Source organism: Pseudomonas sp. GL-RE-29 (assembly GCF_019947275.1).
GTDB lineage: Bacteria > Pseudomonadota > Gammaproteobacteria > Pseudomonadales > Pseudomonadaceae > Aquipseudomonas > Aquipseudomonas fluorescens_A.
Genome location: NZ_JAGYGD010000006.1, coordinates 24964 through 37166, shown reverse-complemented (window position 1 = coordinate 37166; position 12203 = coordinate 24964). Strand labels below are relative to the sequence as shown.

The 12203-nt window shown below is 61.3% G+C and carries 13 protein-coding genes and 1 riboswitch; of the genes, 11 read left to right on the top strand and 2 right to left on the bottom strand.

Annotation, left to right across the window (positions count from 1 at the left end; genetic code table 11):
• Nucleotides 1-146 precede the first annotated feature (146 nt).
• Together KGB21_RS07285 and KGB21_RS07280 are read left to right on the top strand one after the other, a co-directional pair.
• Nucleotides 147-683, top strand: a complete 537-nt coding sequence (locus KGB21_RS07285; protein WP_034146367.1) for a C40 family peptidase — start codon at nucleotides 147-149, stop codon at nucleotides 681-683.
• 18 nt (nucleotides 684-701) lie between these two features.
• Nucleotides 702-1364 carry a class I SAM-dependent methyltransferase gene (locus tag KGB21_RS07280; RefSeq protein WP_223504499.1) on the top strand — a complete coding sequence of 221 codons (663 nt, stop codon included), beginning with the start codon at nucleotides 702-704 and terminating at the stop codon, nucleotides 1362-1364.
• Nucleotides 1365-1486: 122 nt separating this feature from the next.
• Here the strand turns inward: KGB21_RS07280 and KGB21_RS07275 are convergent, their stop codons facing one another.
• Together KGB21_RS07275 and KGB21_RS07270 are read right to left on the bottom strand one after the other, a co-directional pair.
• Nucleotides 1487-2800: a PQQ-dependent sugar dehydrogenase gene (locus tag KGB21_RS07275; RefSeq protein WP_223504498.1), complete on the bottom strand. Its 1314-nt coding sequence runs from the start codon at nucleotides 2798-2800 to the stop codon at nucleotides 1487-1489.
• A gap of 67 nt (nucleotides 2801-2867) precedes the next feature.
• Nucleotides 2868-3452, bottom strand: coding sequence for a hypothetical protein (locus tag KGB21_RS07270; protein WP_034146370.1), 585 nt, complete (start codon nucleotides 3450-3452; stop codon nucleotides 2868-2870).
• Nucleotides 3453-3603: 151 nt separating this feature from the next.
• A riboswitch (cobalamin riboswitch) is annotated at nucleotides 3604-3834 on the top strand.
• 80 nt (nucleotides 3835-3914) lie between these two features.
• On the opposite strand from KGB21_RS07270, the gene cobO reads away from it, so the two are divergent.
• The 9 genes from cobO (at nucleotide 3915) to cobC (ending at nucleotide 12202) form a co-directional block, all read left to right on the top strand.
• Nucleotides 3915-4526 carry a cob(I)yrinic acid a,c-diamide adenosyltransferase gene (gene cobO, locus KGB21_RS07265; protein ID WP_034146371.1) on the top strand — a complete coding sequence of 204 codons (612 nt, stop codon included), beginning with the start codon at nucleotides 3915-3917 and terminating at the stop codon, nucleotides 4524-4526.
• A complete protein-coding gene (locus KGB21_RS07260; RefSeq protein WP_223504497.1) occupies nucleotides 4523-5923 on the top strand; it encodes a cobyrinate a,c-diamide synthase in 1401 nt (466 codons plus the stop codon). Before cobO ends, KGB21_RS07260 begins: the two co-directional genes overlap by 4 nt.
• A complete protein-coding gene (gene bluB / locus KGB21_RS07255; protein ID WP_223504496.1) occupies nucleotides 5920-6570 on the top strand; it encodes a 5,6-dimethylbenzimidazole synthase in 651 nt (216 codons plus the stop codon). The genes KGB21_RS07260 and bluB overlap by 4 nt, the downstream gene beginning before the upstream one ends.
• Nucleotides 6567-7475, top strand: coding sequence for an adenosylcobinamide-phosphate synthase CbiB (gene cbiB, locus KGB21_RS07250; protein WP_034146374.1), 909 nt, complete (start codon nucleotides 6567-6569; stop codon nucleotides 7473-7475). Before bluB ends, cbiB begins: the two co-directional genes overlap by 4 nt.
• Nucleotides 7468-8460: a threonine-phosphate decarboxylase CobD gene (gene cobD / locus KGB21_RS07245; protein ID WP_223504495.1), complete on the top strand. Its 993-nt coding sequence runs from the start codon at nucleotides 7468-7470 to the stop codon at nucleotides 8458-8460. The genes cbiB and cobD overlap by 8 nt, the downstream gene beginning before the upstream one ends.
• Nucleotides 8457-9908, top strand: a complete 1452-nt coding sequence (locus tag KGB21_RS07240; protein WP_223504494.1) for a cobyric acid synthase — start codon at nucleotides 8457-8459, stop codon at nucleotides 9906-9908. The genes cobD and KGB21_RS07240 overlap by 4 nt, the downstream gene beginning before the upstream one ends.
• Before the next feature lie 148 nt (nucleotides 9909-10056).
• Nucleotides 10057-10578, top strand: a complete 522-nt coding sequence (gene cobU, locus KGB21_RS07235) for a bifunctional adenosylcobinamide kinase/adenosylcobinamide-phosphate guanylyltransferase (RefSeq protein ID WP_223504492.1) — start codon at nucleotides 10057-10059, stop codon at nucleotides 10576-10578.
• Nucleotides 10575-11630, top strand: coding sequence for a nicotinate-nucleotide--dimethylbenzimidazole phosphoribosyltransferase (gene cobT, locus KGB21_RS07230; protein ID WP_223504490.1), 1056 nt, complete (start codon nucleotides 10575-10577; stop codon nucleotides 11628-11630). The genes cobU and cobT overlap by 4 nt, the downstream gene beginning before the upstream one ends.
• Nucleotides 11627-12202 (top strand): alpha-ribazole phosphatase family protein, encoded by a 576-nt coding sequence (gene cobC / locus KGB21_RS07225; protein WP_223504488.1) that lies wholly within the window; start codon nucleotides 11627-11629, stop codon nucleotides 12200-12202. The genes cobT and cobC overlap by 4 nt, the downstream gene beginning before the upstream one ends.
• Nucleotide 12203 lies beyond the last annotated feature (1 nt).

The window sequence follows — 12203 nt, the reverse complement described above, 5'->3', positions numbered from 1 at the left end:
AACTTAAAGTCTTACTTGAAGTTTGCCACGTAGCAGCTAGAATCTTGATCTATTAATGATGGCAAACCGCCTGCGTCACGCGCAGGCGGTTTTCTTTTCTGCGCTTTCAGCAGAAAAAGTCGCAGCCAGATCAGGATGTTCTGCTTATGACGATGTCGGCCCGCCTCACAATCATGCTCTTCGCAGCGCTGCTCAGCGCTTGCGCCAGTCGCACACCGCCGCCTGCGCCGGTGGTTCGCGCGCCTATCGTGTTCGGTCCCTCCCAAGCCTTTTCGCCTGAAGCCGAAGACGTGCTGTTTCGCGCGTTGGGCCTGGTGGGTACGCCTTATCGCTGGGGCGGCAATACACCGGATTCCGGATTTGATTGCAGTGGTTTGATCGGCTACGTCTACCGTGATGTGGCTGGTATTTCCTTGCCGCGGACCACGCGTGAAATGATCTCCATGCAGGCGGCCAGCGTCGGTAAGGAAGGTCTGCAGACCGGTGACCTGATCTTCTTCGCCACCAATGGCGGCTCCCAAGTCAGTCATGCTGGCATCTATGTCGGTGAAGGTCGCTTCGTCCATGCACCGGCCACTGGCGGCACGGTCAAGCTCGACAGCTTGTCCAAGGCGTATTGGCAGAAAGCCTATCTGAGCGCCAAGCGTGTCCTGCAACCGGAGCACCTGGCGCGCAACCCGTAAATTCCAGAGGTTGTCGTCATGACCGCGCGCACGCTTAATCTCGACGATTCGCTCTATCAATACCTGCTTGATGTGTCCCTGCGCGAAACGCCGCTGCTCAAGCGCTTGCGCGACGAAACCCAGGCGCTGCCGATGGCGCGCTGGCAGGTGGCACCGGAGCAGGGTCAGTTTCTCGCATTGCTGGTAAAGCTCATCGGCGCCAGACGTGTGCTGGAAGTCGGCACCTTCACCGGTTACAGCGCCTTGTGCATGGCGGAGGCATTACCCGAAGACGGTTCGTTGATCTGCTGTGACATCCCCGGTGACTACAACGCTACTGCGCTCCGTTACTGGCAGGAAGCGGGTCTGGCCGGGCGAATCGATCTGCGTCTGGCGCCTGCGCTGGAAACCCTCGGCGAGATTGAGCGGCAAGGGCAGGGTGGGCAATTCGACCTGGTATTCATAGACGCCGACAAAGCCAATTACCCGACCTACCTTGAACATGCGCTGCGGTTGCTGCGCGTCGGTGGGTTAGCAGTGTTCGATAACACGCTGTGGAGTGGCCGGGTGCTTGAAGAGTATCCCGAAAGCGCAGATACCCGCGCAATCCATGTGCTCAATCGTGCATTGAAGACGGACGCGCGGGTGGATTTGTCGCTGTTGCCGTTGGGGGATGGGTTGACGCTCTGTCGCAAGCGCTAACTATGTTTTTTGTGGGAGCGGGCTTGCCCGCGATAGCGTTTCATAAGCCAGCATCTCTATTGAGCGTGCCGACGTCATCGCGGGCAAGCCCGCTCCCACAGGTTCGTGTGAGGTCAATTTCGTTATTTAACCGCCGACACCCGCCACACCTTGTTCCCCACATCATCCGCCACCAGCAAATCCCCCTGCTGATCAATCACCACACCTACCGGCCGACCCATGGCTTTTTCTTCGTCATTGAGGAAACCAGTTAGCACGTCTACCGGCTGCCCGCTCGGTTTGCCCGCGCTGAACGGTACGAAAATCACTTTGTAGCCGCTGTGCGGTTTGCGATTCCAGGATCCGTGCTGGCCGATGAAGGCGCCTTCCTTGAACTGCGCCGGCAATTTGTTGCCCTCGGCAAACGTCAGCCCCAATGACGCGGTGTGAGGGCCGACGGCGTAGTCCGGGGCGATCGCCTTGGCGACCATCTCCGGGTGTTGCGGCTCGACACGAACGTCGATGTGCTGACCATAGTAACTGTAGGGCCAACCGTAAAATCCACCGTCCTTCACTGAGGTGATGTAGTCCGGCACCAGGTCACTGCCGATTTCGTCCCGCTCATTCACGGCTGTCCACAACGCGCCGCTGGACGGTTCCCAAGCCAGACCGTTGGGGTTGCGAATTCCCGACGCAAAGATCCGGTGGTTACCAGTGGCGCGGTCCACTTCCCAGATCGCCGCGCGACCTTCTTCCTGGTCCATGCCGTTTTCGCCGACGTTACTGTTGGAGCCTACCGTGACGTAGAGCTTGCTTCCGTCCTTGCTGGCGATGACGTTTTTGGTCCAGTGGTGATTCAGCGTACCGCCCGGCAAGTCGACCACTTTGATCGGCTGCGACTTGATCGCGGTGGCGCCGTCTTCATAGTGGAAGCGCAACAAGCGGTCGGTATCGGCAACGTACAGGTCATTGCCCACGAGGGTCATGCCGAAAGGCGAGTTGAGGTTTTCCAGGAACACCGTGCGGGTTTCTGCGATGCCGTCGTGGTCCTTGTCTCGTAGCAGCGTGATGCGATTCGGGCTTGGTACGCCCGCACCAGCGCGCCCCATGACTTTCTTCATGACCCAGCCCTTGATGCCTTTGCCGTCATCGGGCTTGGGCGGGGCGTTGGTTTCGGCGACCAGCACGTCGCCGTTGGGCAGAACGTATAGCCAGCGCGGGTGATCAAGGCCTTCGGCAAACGCCGCCACTTGCGTGCCGCTGGCGGCAACGGGTTTGGCGCCGTCCGGCCAGCCGATCGCCGGGGCGATGTTTACTGTCGGCATCAGCGTCTTGTTGGGCTCTGGCAATTTGGGTGACGGCCCGGTGCCGTCAGAGACTTGCAGGCTGGAGGTTTCACCGCAAGCGGCGAGCCCTCCGGCGAGCGCGATAACGAGAACGAGCTGGGGCTTGCGCATGCTGACCTTCCCTATGAATGCAGTGACCTGATCAATAGAGAAGTGAGAATGCGCGATGGTTCAACCGTCAGCCGCGCGCTTCCTTGAACAGCACGGCAATACCGGGGTGATAGTTGCCGCCTTCGTTGCGCAACTTGCGATAGGCGTAGGGGAAATACCAGGCCACGGCGCAGGTGTGTTCCTTTTGCAGGTCGTCGACCATGTCCTGCAGTTCTTCCGGGGTGGCGCCATGCTGGGCTTTTTGCGGAGCAACAAACAGGCAGCCGAGTTTCAAGTCGCTGGCGTAGCTGATCTTCCTGGCGTCGCTGGTGACATCGAGTAAAGCCTCGGTCAGGTTCAGGCTGTTGACCCGTGGCCAGCGTTGCGTGGTCTGCAGCCAGGCCTTGGCTTCGGGTGTAGCGATGAACAAATCGGCGCGGCCGTTGCGATCGCCTTCCTCGGTCTGTTTGCGGGTGGGCGATTGTTGCAGGGTGATCATCTCCGCCATCCACGCGGCGGCGGAGAGCAGGCCGAGGTTAGCTTTTTCATCCAGCCAGTAAGGTGTTTCACCGTCGCCGCGCACGGCGTTGTAGCGGTCGATACAGTCAAACCAGCGTTCCAGCGCCGGGCGCAGGAATTCCAGCTTCGGATTGCTGATGATCATGCCTTGCATGGGGCTTACTCTTGTTATTATGTTGGGGGTTGTGGCTCTTTGATATCACTGCTGTGAGTGTCGCACAAGATTGGCGTCAGTTTGTTGATCAACGGCAGTTATTCGCTCGCACGCCCCGTCTTCAATTGACGCTCCACCCCCAACCCTCTAACCTTCGCGGCTTGTTTCAGGTGCTCTGTGGCTTGGGTCGACAGAGTGAAACAGGGAAGCCGGTGAGTGAGCGTTTCAGTCGATGAAACTCCGCGATCCCGGCGCTGCCCCCGCAACGGTAAATGAGTGAAAGGCTGCGCCTTGAGCCACTGTGTCGACGACATGGGAAGGCGCGCAGTCAGGCCAACGCCGCTCATGAGCCCGGAGACCGGCCTGATCCATCCAAGCGGCATCACGGTGGGCGATGCCAGGCTTCTTGCCTTCTATTCTTGTGCCTGCCCGCCGTTATCCAGCCTCAACGGAGAGCTCCCCATGACTGATACCCCTGATCGTGACGAACGTCACCTGGCGCGCATGCTGCGCAAAAAAGCCGTGATCGACGAACGCATCGCCAACTCCCCGAACGAATGCGGCCTGTTGCTGGTGCTGACCGGCAACGGCAAAGGCAAGAGCAGCTCGGCGTTCGGAATGCTCGCCCGCGCGATGGGCCACGGCATGCAGTGCGGTGTGGTGCAGTTCATCAAGGGCCGTAACAGCACAGGCGAAGAGTTGTTCTTCCGACGCTTTCCAGAGCAAGTGCGTTTTCATGTGATGGGCGAGGGCTTCACCTGGGAAACCCAGGATCGTCAGCGTGATATCGCCGCCGCCGAAGCCGCATGGGCGGTCTCGCAGCAACTGCTGCGCGATCCATCCATTGGCCTGGTGGTGCTGGATGAATTGAACATCGCCCTCAAGCACGGCTACCTCGATCTCGATCAGGTACTCAGCGATTTGCAGGCGCGTCCGCCGATGCAGCACGTGGTGGTCACCGGTCGTGGCGCCAAGCCGGAAATGATCGAGCTGGCCGACACCGTCACTGAGATGGGCATGATCAAGCATGCCTTCCAGGCCGGTATCAAAGCGCAAAAAGGCGTCGAGCTGTGAATCAACCTCGTCATTGCCCGGCGGTACTGATTGCCGCGCCGGCGTCCGGCCAGGGCAAGACCACCGTCACCGCCGCGCTGGCCCGGTTGCATCGCAATCAGGGGCGCAAGGTGCGCGTGTTCAAGTGCGGCCCGGATTTTCTCGACCCGATGATTCTCGAGCGCGCCAGCGGTGCGCCGGTGTATCAACTGGACATGTGGATGGTGGGCGAGCAGGAAAGTCGTCGACTGTTATGGGAAGCCGCCGCTGAAGCCGACCTGATTCTGATCGAAGGCGTCATGGGGCTGTTCGACGGCACGCCGTCCAGCGCTGACCTGGCGCGGCACTTTGGCGTACCGGTGCTGGGTGTGATCGACGGCACTGCGATGGCCCAGACTTTTGGCGCACTGGCCTTGGGGCTGGCGCGTTATCAACCGGACTTGCCGTTCGCTGGCGTGTTGGCCAATCGCGTGGGCACCCTGCGTCACGCCCAACTTCTCGAAGGCAGCCTGACCGAAGGCCTGCGTTGGTACGGCGCGTTGTCCCGGGAAACCGGGATCGAATTGCCGAGTCGGCATCTCGGTCTGGTGCAGGCCAGTGAGTTGAACGATCTTGATGTGCGTCTCGATGCGGCGGCCGAAGCGTTGGCCAGCAGTTGCGAGGTTGCGCTGCCGCCCGCCGTCGAATTCGCCGCGCCCGATGTGATCGCCGTCGAACCGTTGCTGGCCGGTGTGCGCATTGCCGTGGCCCGTGACGAAGCGTTTGCCTTTACCTATGGCGCCAGCCTGGACTTGCTGCGGGCGATGGGCGCCGAGTTGTCGTTTTTCTCGCCGATCCGTGATGCTGAGTTGCCGGATGCGGACAGCTTGTATCTGCCGGGCGGATATCCGGAATTGCATCATGTGGCGCTGTCGCAAAACACCGCGATGCTCGACGCGATCCGAGCGCACCATGCGGCTGGCAAGCCGTTGTTGGCCGAGTGCGGCGGCATGCTTTATCTGCTCGATTCGTTGACCGATGTTGAAGGTACTCGCGCGGAATTGGTCGGCTTGCTGGCGGGTGATGCGGTGATGCAAAAGCGTCTGGCTGCATTGGCGTTGCAAGCAGTTGAGCTGCCGGAAGGTTCGTTGCGTGGGCACACCTATCATCATTCGCTGACCACGACTGAGCTTGAGCCGATTGCTCGGGGCTTGAGCCCTAATGGCGGGCGCGGGGCGGAGGCGGTTTATCGTGAGGGGCGGATGACCGCTTCTTACGTGCACTTTTATTTTCCGTCCAATCCATCGGCGATTGCCGCGTTGTTTGCGCCAGACCCTGAAACCGCTATCGCTGGCAAGCCAGCTCCCACAGTGGGCGGTGTGATCCCTGAAGAAATGCAATCCCTTGTGGGAGCTGGCTTGCCAGCGAAGAGGCCATGACGGACAACGCATTTTCCGAAGCCGAGCGCGCAGCGGTCTACCGAGCCATCGGCGAACGTCGCGACATGCGCCACTTCAGCGGCGGTACGGTCGAGCCTGAATTGTTGCGCCGACTGCTCGAAGCCGCGCATCAAGCACCCAGTGTTGGCTTGATGCAGCCCTGGCGTTTCATCCGCATCAGCGACCGCACCCTGCGCGGCAAGATCCAGGCTCTGGTGGAAGAAGAGCGCATCCGCACCGCCGAAGCCCTCGGCGAGCGCACCGACGAATTCATGCAGCTCAAGGTCGAAGGCATTAACGATTGTGCCGAAGTGTTGGTGGCGGCGCTGATGGAGGATCGCGAACAGCATATTTTCGGTCGTCGCACCTTGCCGGAGATGGACTTGGCGTCGTTGTCCTGCGCGATCCAGAACCTCTGGCTGGCGTCCCGGGCCGAAGGGTTGGGAATGGGTTGGGTTTCGCTGTTCGAACCGCAAGCCCTGGCCGATTTGCTCGGTCTGCCATCCGGCGCCAAACCGTTGGCCGTTCTGTGCCTAGGGCCGGTGAAAGCATTTTATCCAGCACCGATGCTGGTCCTCGAAGGCTGGGCGCAGGCGCGTCCGCTCGGTGAACTGTTGTATGAGAATTATTGGGGAGTGCGTCCATGAGTGTGGCGTTGTTGAGTGTCGCCGCCGTGGCGCTGGATGCGCTGCTGGGTGAACCCAAGCGCTGGCATCCGCTGGTGGCGTTCGGCCGATTTGCCGAGCGCATCGAGCAACGATTCAACGGGGGGGGGCGCGGCTGGCGCAGTCACGGAGTCACCGCGTGGGTGATGGCGGTGGTGCCGCTGACCTTACTGGCCACGGCGTTTTCCTGGGCGCCTTATGTTGGCTGGATCGTCGAGATTCTCGCGCTGTATTGCGCCCTCGGCATGCGCAGCCTCGGTGAACACGTCGAGCCGGTGGCGAAAGCCCTGCGCAGCGATGATCTTGATGAAGCACGCAAACGCGTGAGCTATCTGGTCAGCCGTAAAACCAGTGAGCTGGACAAAACCGAAGTCGCCCGCGCCGCCACCGAATCGGTGCTGGAGAACGGTAGCGACGCGGTGTTCGCCGCATTGTTCTGGTTTGCCGTGGCCGGTGCGCCGGGCGTAGTTCTCTACCGATTGAGCAATACGCTGGATGCGATGTGGGGTTATCGCAACGAACGCTTCGAGCGTTTCGGTTGGGCGGCCGCGAAGATCGACGACGTGCTCAATTACATTCCTGCGCGGTTGGTGGCGTTGACTTACGCGCTGCTGGGCAAAACCCGCTTGGCGCTCAAATGCTGGCGTACACAGGGACCGACCTGGGACAGCCCGAACGCCGGCCCGGTGATGGCGGCGGGTGCCGGTGCACTGGGCGTCGAGCTGGGTGGGCCAGCGATTTATCACGGTGAACTGCATGTACGTCCACAACTGGGTGAAGGCGTGCCAGCGGACGCCGACTCCATTGATCGTGGCTGGCAATTGGTCCAGCGCGGCGTATGGTTATGGCTGCTGATTCTCTGCGTGGGGGCTGAATTTTATGCTTGAGCACGGTGGACGGTTGCGCAAGGCCGCGCTCGAATACGGCATCGAGGAAGCCGATTGGCTTGACCTGTCCAGCGGCCTCGCGCCCTGGCCGTTTGCGCTTCCGGATATCCCGCTGCGGGCCTGGGCGCGCTTGCCGGAAACCGATGACGGACTGGAGCAGGCCGCCTGCGATTACTACGGCACGCTGCAAGCATTGCCGGTGGCCGGTTCGCAAATGGCCATCCAGTTGCTCCCGCGTTTGCGCCGGGCGGGCAAGGTCGGCGTGCTGTCGCCGTGTTACGCCGAGCATGCCGAAGCCTGGCGCCGCAATGGCTATATCGTGCGCGAAGTGCTGGAGCAGGAGGTCGACTTCTATATCGACAGCTTCGATGTGCTGGTGGTGGTCAACCCGAACAATCCCACCGGCCTGAATCTGCCCCCCTCGCGATTGCTTGAATGGCATGCGCGACTGGCTCAGCGCGGAGGCTGGCTGGTGGTCGACGAGGCCTTCATGGACAACACCCCGCAACTCAGTGTGGCGCCGTTTGCCCATCAGGTCGGTTTGATCGTGCTGCGTTCGTTCGGCAAGTTTTTTGGTCTGGCCGGTGTACGCCTCGGCTTTGTGCTGGCCGAGCGCAAGTTGCTCAAGTTGCTCGCCGAGCAAGTGGGGCCATGGGCGGTCAGCGGCCCCACCCGGGTTCTGGGGCAAGCCTGCCTGCGCGATACCGAAGGGCAGGCACAGCAACGCGTCCGCGCCGAAGAGGCCAGCGCGCGCCTGGCGTCGTTGCTGGAACAATACGGTTTCAAACCCCAGGGCGGTTGCGCATTGTTTCACTGGTTGATCACCGAGCGCGCCGAGGCGTTGCACGAGTTCATGGCCCGGCGCGGCATTCTGCTGCGGTTGTTCACGCAGAACAGCAGCCTGCGTTTCGGCTTGCCTGGCGATGAAGCTGACTGGACGCGCCTGACCTTCGCACTCGACGCCTTTACCAAGGAAAACCCATGACCACGTTGATGGTGCAAGGCACCACCTCCGACGCCGGTAAAAGTACGCTGGTGACGGCACTGTGCCGCTGGGTCACCCGCCAAGGCGTCAGCGTGGTGCCGTTCAAACCGCAGAACATGGCGCTCAACAGCGCGGTGACGGCCGACGGTGGCGAGATCGGCCGTGCGCAAGCGGTGCAGGCCCAAGCCGCTTTCCTTGAACCGCACACCGACATGAACCCGGTGCTGCTCAAGCCCAACAGCGATACCGGCGCCCAGGTCATCATTCACGGGCGTGCCGTCACGACCATGAACGCCGTGGCCTACCACGACTACAAAACCATCGCCATGCAAGCGGTACTGGCCTCCCACGAACGGTTGAGTGCGGCGTATCCGGTGGTGATGGTGGAAGGCGCGGGCTCGCCGGCGGAGATCAATCTTCGCGCCGGCGACATCGCCAACATGGGCTTCGCCGAAGCGGTGGATTGCCCGGTGGTGCTGATCGCCGACATCAATCGTGGCGGGGTGTTCGCGCATCTGGTGGGCACATTGGAGCTGCTGTCGCCGAGCGAACAGGCGCGGGTCAAAGGCTTCATCATCAACCGTTTTCGCGGTGACATCGCCTTGCTCCAACCCGGTCTTGACTGGTTGGAGGAGCGCACCGGCAAACCGGTGATCGGCGTGTTGCCCTACGTGATGGATCTGCACCTGGAGGCCGAGGACGGCATCGATCAGCGCCAGACCGACAAGGCCGATCAGGTGTTGAAAGTGGTGGTGCCGGTGCTGCCGCGCATCAGCAACCACACCGATTTCGATCCGCTGCGTCTGCATCCGCAAGTGGACCTGCAATTCATCGGCCCTGGCCAGGCGATTCCACCCGCCGACCTGATCATTCTTCCCGGTTCGAAAAGCGTGCGCAGCGATCTCGCGTATCTGCGCGCCAACGGCTGGGATAAAGCGATCTCCCGGCATTTGCGCTACGGCGGAAAGGTGCTCGGTATCTGCGGCGGCCTGCAGATGCTCGGCGAACACGTGCACGATCCGCTGGGGCTCGAAGGCGCGCCGGGGTCGAGCGCGGGGTTAGCGCTGTTGGCGTTTGAAACGCAGTTGGAAGAAGAGAAGCAGCTGCGCAATGTGCGCGGGCGTCTGGCGTTGGAAGATGCTGAAGTCAGTGGCTATGAAATCCATGCCGGCGTTACCACCGGAGCGGCATTGGAAAACGCTGCCGTGCAACTGGAAGACGGTCGTTGCGATGGTGCGCAAAGTGTCGATGGGCAGATATTCGGCACTTACCTGCACGGCCTCTTTGAATCCCCGGCGGCGTGCAGTGCATTGTTGCGTTGGGCGGGTTTGCGGGATGTGCAGGATGTGGATTACCACGGGTTGCGCGAGCGTGATATCGAACGCTTGGCGGACTTGGTGGAGAAGCATTTGGATACTTCACTGCTGCGTGAGCTCTGCGGGATTTGAGTTGGATGTCCCGGCCCCATCGCGGGCAAGCCCGCTCCCACAGTGGATTTAGTTTGAACATGACTTTTGAGTACACCTGCGAACCCTGTGGGAGCGGGCTTGCCCGCGATGAGTCCAGCTGTGTCACCGAAGATTTAAGGAATGACCCATGCTCCAACTGATCCTCGGCGGCGCCCGCTCCGGCAAAAGTCGCCTGGCTGAAAAACTGGCTTCAGACAGCCAGCTCCAGGTCACCTATATCGCGACCAGCCAACCCCTAGACGGCGAAATGAACGACCGGGTCGCTCATCACCGCGCCCGCCGTCCCGCCGAATGGGCATTGATCGAAGAGCCGCTTGAACTGGCCCGCGTGCTGCGCGAGAACGCCAGCGCCGACCGTTGCCTGCTGGTGGATTGCCTGACCCTGTGGTTGACCAATCTGCTGATGCTCGACGATGCCGAAAGCCTGACCGCCGAACGCGATGCCTTGCTGGAGTGCCTGGCGTCGTTGCCGGGTGAAATCATTTTTGTCAGCAACGAAACCGGAATGGGTGTCGTGCCGCTGGGCGAATTGACTCGCCGCTACGTCGATGAAGCCGGTTGGCTGCATCAAGCTCTGGCCGAGCGCTGTCAGCGAGTCGTCCTGACCGTCGCCGGCCTGCCCCTGACTTTGAAAGGAACTGCGTTATGAGCCAATCCTGGTGGCTGAACCCGTGCAAGCCGATCGATGCCCAAGCCGTCGAACAGGCCGAGGCCCGCCAACAGCAACTGACCAAACCGGCCGGTTCCCTCGGTCGGCTGGAATCGGTAGCGGTGCAACTGGCCGGGTTGCAAGGGCAGGTCAAACCGAGTCTCGATCAGCTGTGGATCGCGATTTTTGCCGGGGACCACGGTGTGGTCGCTGAAGGGGTGTCGGCGTTTCCACAGGAAGTCACCGGGCAAATGCTGCACAACTTCGTCAACGGCGGCGCGGCGATCAGCGTTTTGGCGCGGCAGTTGGGCGCTTCCCTTGAAGTGGTCGATCTCGGCACGGTCACGCCATCGTTGAACCTGCCGGGTGTGCGCCACCTGAATGTCGGCCCCGGCACGAAAAATTTTGTGAACGGTGCAGCCATGACGGCTGCGCAGGGTGGGCAGGCATTGCAGGCAGGCCGGGATGCCGTTCAACGCGCTGTCGCGACGGGTGCGCAGTTGTTCATCGGTGGCGAAATGGGCATCGGCAACACCACGGCTGCCAGCGCGCTGGCCTGTGCGTTGCTGGATTGTCCGGTGATGCATTTGACTGGACCGGGCACCGGGCTAAATGCGGCGGGTGTCAGTCATAAGGCTCAGGTGATCGAACGTGCATTGGCTTTGCACAGCGCTCAGCGTGGCGATGCGTTGCAGACGCTGTTCAACCTCGGTGGGTTTGAAATCGCCGCGTTGGTCGGTGCTTACCTGGCCTGCGCTCAGGAAGGCGTTGCAGTATTAGTGGACGGCTTCATTTGCAGCGTTGCCGCGTTGGTGGCAGTACGATTGAATCCTGAATGCCGACATTGGTTGCTGTTCGGCCATCGCGGCGCTGAGCCCGGCCATCGCCATGTTCTGGAAACCTTGAACGCCGAGCCGTTGCTCGACCTCGGTTTGCGCCTGGGCGAGGGTAGCGGTGCTGCGCTGGCCGTGCCGTTGCTGCGTCTGGCCTGTGATCTGCACGGGCAGATGGCGACGTTTGCTGAAGCCTCGGTGGCGGATCGTCCGGCATGACCTTGCGCCTGGATCTGCTGCGTCACGGCGAAACCGAGCTCGGGGGCGGTTTGCGCGGCAGCCTCGATGATGCGTTGACAGACATCGGTTGGCAGCAGATGCGTGCGGCGGTGGTAGAGCAGGGACCTTGGGATCGTCTGGTCAGTTCGCCATTGCAGCGCTGTGCAAGATTCGCTGATGAACTTGCCGAGAAATTGGGCCTGCCGGTCGAGTTGGATAAAGACCTGCAAGAGCTACATTTCGGTGCCTGGGAAGGGCAAAGTGCGGCGAAGCTGATGGAAACGGATGCCGAAGCCTTGGGCCTTTTCTGGGCGGATCCCTATTCGTTCACGCCACCTCAAGGCGAGCCCGTCGCGGCGTTTTCGGCGCGGGTACTGGCAGCGGTGGCGCGTTTGCAGGCAGCGTATGCGGGCGAACGGGTGTTGCTGATCAGTCATGGCGGGGTCATGCGTTTGTTACTGGCACAAGCGCGCGGGCTGCCTCGTGAGCAGTTGCTCAATGTTGAGGTGGGGCATGGCGCGCTGTTCTCGTTGTCGGTCGAATCCGGTGGATTGCTAAAGGAAGCGCTCTGAT

What these genes read in the sequence shown, in the direction of transcription:
- cobO (WP_034146371.1), top strand. Translation starts at nt 3,915, where the DNA reads ATGACTGATACCCCTGATCGTGACGAACGTCACCTGGCGCGCATGCTG.
- bluB (WP_223504496.1), top strand. Translation starts at nt 5,920, where the DNA reads ATGACGGACAACGCATTTTCCGAAGCCGAGCGCGCAGCGGTCTACCGA.
- KGB21_RS07240 (WP_223504494.1), top strand. Translation starts at nt 8,457, where the DNA reads ATGACCACGTTGATGGTGCAAGGCACCACCTCCGACGCCGGTAAAAGT.
- KGB21_RS07285 (WP_034146367.1), top strand. Translation starts at nt 147, where the DNA reads ATGACGATGTCGGCCCGCCTCACAATCATGCTCTTCGCAGCGCTGCTC.
- cobC (WP_223504488.1), top strand. Translation starts at nt 11,627, where the DNA reads ATGACCTTGCGCCTGGATCTGCTGCGTCACGGCGAAACCGAGCTCGGG.
- cobT (WP_223504490.1), top strand. Translation starts at nt 10,575, where the DNA reads ATGAGCCAATCCTGGTGGCTGAACCCGTGCAAGCCGATCGATGCCCAA.
- KGB21_RS07275 (WP_223504498.1), bottom strand. Translation starts at nt 2,800, where the DNA reads ATGCGCAAGCCCCAGCTCGTTCTCGTTATCGCGCTCGCCGGAGGGCTC.
- KGB21_RS07280 (WP_223504499.1), top strand. Translation starts at nt 702, where the DNA reads ATGACCGCGCGCACGCTTAATCTCGACGATTCGCTCTATCAATACCTG.
- cobU (WP_223504492.1), top strand. Translation starts at nt 10,057, where the DNA reads ATGCTCCAACTGATCCTCGGCGGCGCCCGCTCCGGCAAAAGTCGCCTG.
- KGB21_RS07270 (WP_034146370.1), bottom strand. Translation starts at nt 3,452, where the DNA reads ATGCAAGGCATGATCATCAGCAATCCGAAGCTGGAATTCCTGCGCCCG.
- cobD (WP_223504495.1), top strand. Translation starts at nt 7,468, where the DNA reads ATGCTTGAGCACGGTGGACGGTTGCGCAAGGCCGCGCTCGAATACGGC.
- cbiB (WP_034146374.1), top strand. Translation starts at nt 6,567, where the DNA reads ATGAGTGTGGCGTTGTTGAGTGTCGCCGCCGTGGCGCTGGATGCGCTG.